This window comes from Vibrio genomosp. F10 str. 9ZD137 (assembly GCF_049974785.1).
Taxonomy (GTDB): Bacteria; Pseudomonadota; Gammaproteobacteria; order Enterobacterales; family Vibrionaceae; genus Vibrio.
Window position 1 is genome coordinate 1 of the sequence record NZ_JBNGCJ010000781.1, and the last position, 3,818, is coordinate 3,818.

The following is a 3,818-nucleotide window of genomic DNA, read 5'->3' on the forward strand; positions in this document are numbered from 1 at the left end:
ACCGCTCTTCCGATCTTTAGTGCCTTTATTGATCGCCTACACCAGCTTAGTCAGCTGGAATGTCGCGAGCGTGCTAACTGTCGGTTTCTTCGCGATTATCGGCACCTATGCGTTCATTGGCGCGATAGAAGGCTATCTTGAAGGTGAACTGAACTGGATGTTAAGAGCTGTTCTGGTGATCGTCGGTATCGTTCTAGTCTGGGCTGACATTTCTCTATGGATTCGCCTAGTGGCTTGTGGACTATTTATCGCAATCTTTGTTCACAGTGGGCGGTTGTATGACAAGCAACAACTTAGCTCAATGACTCCTAACCAGAAGGCCGTTTAAGTGATGGGCAAAGAATATGATTATCTTGTTGTGGGCGGTGGCATTGTCGGCGTTTCCACAGCATGGCAACTCAAAAGTCGTTTCCCAAACAAATCCATCTTGTTGATTGAGAAAGAAAGTGGTTGGGCGAAGCATCAAACGGGGCACAATAGTGGTGTCATTCATGCGGGTGTCTATTACGCCCCCGGCAGTTTGAAAGCAGAGTTTTGTAAAAAAGGCGAACAGCAGACCAAGGCATTCTGTGCTAAGCATGATATCAAGGTTGAAAACTGTGGGAAGTTACTGGTCGCGACTTCTGCACTAGAGCTTGATCGTATGGTGGATTTGTATGCACGTTGTAAAACCAATCAGATCGATGTGGAATTGCTCGATAAAAATCAACTGAGCGAAGCTGAACCTAACATTGTTGGGTTAGGTGCTATCTTGGTGAAATCAACCAGCATCGTTGATTACCGACAAGTAACCCAAAAGATGGTGGAGCAATTCATGGCTCTCGGAGGAGAAGTCAGCCTTAAAACCGAAGTGATAGGTGCGCATGAATCGACGTCTCATATTCAGCTTGATACCCGTTTAGATGGTATTAACACTTCGTTTGTCGGCAAGTTTTTGGTGACGTGCAGTGGTTTAATGGCCGACAGAATGACGAAGATGCTTAACATTGCTGGCGACTTTCAAATCATTCCTTACCGCGGAGAGTATTATCAGCTCGCCCCAAAACACAATAACGTAGTAAACCATCTGATTTATCCAATTCCTGACCCTGATTTGCCTTTTTTAGGTGTCCATTTAACCCGCATGATTGATGGTTCGGTGACGGTTGGGCCAAATGCGGTTCAAGGTTGGAAGCGAGAAGGGTATGGCAACATTAACTTTAGCTTTAAAGATACCGTGCAAATGCTGGGCTATTCAGGGTTTTGGAAGGTCACGAAAAAGAACCTAAGAACAGGTTTGAAGGAGTGGAAAAACTCGTTTTGGAAGCCGGGTTACCTTAAATTAGTGAACAAATACTGCCCAGCAATTGAACTCGATGACTTGCAGGCTTATCCTGCGGGAGTGAGAGCACAGGCTGTATTGTCTGACGGAACACTGGTCCATGATTTCTTATTTGCAAACAGTATAAGAAGTTTGCATGTCTGTAACGCGCCTTCCCCTGCGGCGACCTCAGCGATTCCCATTGGCGAATACATTTGTGACAAAATAGTCGAATCATCGCTCGATTAGTGTTTTTGGGTAATGCGTTTGGTTAGCGTTTGAATCGCTTGCTGATCGCTTAGATACGGAATTCATGAGTGATTCGTTGTCTTTCTTATCTAGAGAACGATGGCGGAGTTGTAAATTTATGGCATGGCGAGCATAGGTAGGCGGTTATGATTTTATTTCAACGAGACAAGGGTATAGAATAAAGACCGTTTTTAAGCCAATCGGATCTTCCATGGAAAATATAGCGGTTTTAGTTGATGTACAAAATGTGTATTACACAACTCGTGATAAATATCGCCGTAACTTCGACTACAACCAGTTTTGGCATGTAGCAACAGCAGGTTGTCACGTTGCTCAAGCGAATGCCTACGCAATCTCAAGTAAAGATCCTAAACAGCGTCAGTTTCATCATATTCTACGAGGTATTGGTTTTAACGTTTGCTTAAAACCTTTCATTCAACGTAAAGATGGCAGTGCGAAAGGGGATTGGGATGTGGGCATTGCCCTCGATGCTTTTGAGCTGGCATCCACCGTAGACAGAGTGATTTTGGTGTCGGGTGATGGAGACTTTTCTATGTTGGTTGATCGAATCAAATCTCGATTTAGTAAGCCTGTTGAAGTGTATGGTGTACCGGGCTTAACATCTCAAGATTTGATTGAATCCGCGAGCAAGTTCATACCAATCGATGACGATCTTCTGCTCTAATCATGATAGCGAATGAAGAGGGCGATGAATTACTGCTGCTCAGCGCTGTCGCTTACCTTATCTGCGCTCAGTTCCTGTTCTGTTTGAACGGATTCTGAGCTTTCTAACGCTTTGTTTGCCTCTTCTGCTTCCATTTTTGCTCTTTCAGCTTTAGAAATATAACGAGGCTTATTGCTCGAGTGCAGTTTGGCATTGTGTTGCTTTTGCTTTTTTTTCAATATTTGATTAATTTTCTTTTTACGATTCATCGATAATGCCATAAGGTGTCATTTGGTGGGGGATAATAGAGTTTTTCAGATGATACGGCAAGTTTCCATTCGGCATTCAGAGAGTCGCTATGACGTTTGAGCACAGCAATCTATTAAACGATTCATTGTTAACTGAGTTTAAAACGGTTCATTCGATGCTGTTAATTTATTGTCGGCATCATCATGGCGCGGCATCGCTTTGTCAGGCATGCCAGGAACTGGCGGACTACGCGGAAACTAAACTTGATCGATGCCCATACGGTCAAGAAAAACCAACGTGTAATCGATGTCCCATTCACTGTTATAAGCCGAAACAAAAGGAGCAAATGCGATTGGTGATGCGTTATTCAGGGCCAAAGATGCTCATACCTCACCCCATACTCGCGATTCGCCACTTAATACACGAAAGAAAAACGGTTCCGGACAAACCGAAGCCTAACGCGTCTAATCGCCACAAGCGACAAAAATAGACGACAAATAAACCGTCAGTAATTTTTAGTACCGATTTATCGTTGTACTTGATGTCATGAATAAACAATAGGTTACGTATGAATAACTTCTATGCAGAAATCACCGGATGGGGAAAGTGCCTACCGCCTTCAGTATTGTCAAACGACGATCTCAGTACCTTTCTTGATACATCCGATGATTGGATCCGCTCTCGTACCGGAATTGCAGAGCGACGTATTAGCCATGTAAACACCTCTGATATGGCAACCGTTGCGGCCAAGCATGCTCTTGCTAGTGCAGGGCTTGAAGCCAATGATATCGATGTTGTGATTGTGGCGACATGCTCTCCTGATTCACTGATTCCCAATACCGCGTCCTTGGTCTCTAAAAACTTGGGCATTAAAGCGGCGGCAGCGTTTGACTTAAATGCGGCGTGTACCGGATTTGTGTACGGCTTAGAAACCGCAACGCGTTTGATACAAGCTGGAAATTACCGCCATGCTTTGGTCATTGGTGCTGAGAGACTGTCCTTTTTTATTGACTGGACGAAGCGTGATACCGCTGTTTTATTTGGAGACGGTTCTGGCGCGGTTGTTCTGTCGAAAACAGAAGAGAAAGTGGGCCTGCAACAAGCTCGTATTGGCTGTGATGCGGCGGGTCGCGATATTTTAGCTGTGCCTAAGTTCGGTACTTCGATGGACCGTTTTGCCGCTGATAACGGCTATTGGGATTTCAACTTTATTGGTAAAGATATTTTTAAGCGCGCAGTGAAGGGAATGGGTGCGGCATCGAATGAGGTGCTGAATCATTCACAATTGACCACTGACGACATTGATGTGGTTATTCCACATCAGGCCAACATCCGAATTATTCAAACCTTGTGTGA

The 3,818-nt window shown here is 44.5% G+C and carries 5 protein-coding genes and 1 pseudogene; 5 read left to right on the forward strand and 1 reads right to left on the reverse strand.

Features of this window, described 5'->3' with window-relative positions; all coding sequences use genetic code 11:
• From ACP45E_RS18200 to ACP45E_RS18210, 3 genes and pseudogenes are all read left to right on the forward strand, one after another.
• Positions 1–328 (forward strand): annotated as a pseudogene (locus tag ACP45E_RS18200) (TRAP transporter permease); the annotation flags it as partial.
• 3 nt (positions 329–331) lie between these two features.
• Positions 332–1,549, forward strand: a complete 1,218-nt coding sequence (lhgO, locus tag ACP45E_RS18205) for an L-2-hydroxyglutarate oxidase (protein ID WP_026026665.1) — start codon at positions 332–334, stop codon at positions 1,547–1,549.
• 211 nt (positions 1,550–1,760) lie between these two features.
• Positions 1,761–2,234 (forward strand): NYN domain-containing protein, encoded by a 474-nt coding sequence (locus tag ACP45E_RS18210; protein ID WP_017038287.1) that lies wholly within the window; start codon positions 1,761–1,763, stop codon positions 2,232–2,234.
• Between the two features lie 29 nt (positions 2,235–2,263).
• Here the strand turns inward: ACP45E_RS18210 and ACP45E_RS18215 are convergent, their stop codons facing one another.
• Complete coding sequence (locus ACP45E_RS18215) at positions 2,264–2,482, reverse strand: DUF2986 domain-containing protein (protein WP_017039745.1); 219 nt, start codon at positions 2,480–2,482, stop codon at positions 2,264–2,266.
• Between the two features lie 89 nt (positions 2,483–2,571).
• Between ACP45E_RS18215 and ACP45E_RS18220 the strand changes: the two genes are divergently transcribed.
• On the forward strand, positions 2,572–2,952 hold the full coding sequence (locus ACP45E_RS18220) for a nitrous oxide-stimulated promoter family protein (protein ID WP_069585384.1): 381 nt from the start codon (positions 2,572–2,574) through the stop codon (positions 2,950–2,952).
• 78 nt (positions 2,953–3,030) lie between these two features.
• Positions 3,031–3,818: beta-ketoacyl-ACP synthase 3 (locus tag ACP45E_RS18225; protein ID WP_069585386.1), on the forward strand; the 788-nt coding region annotated here is incomplete at its 3' end.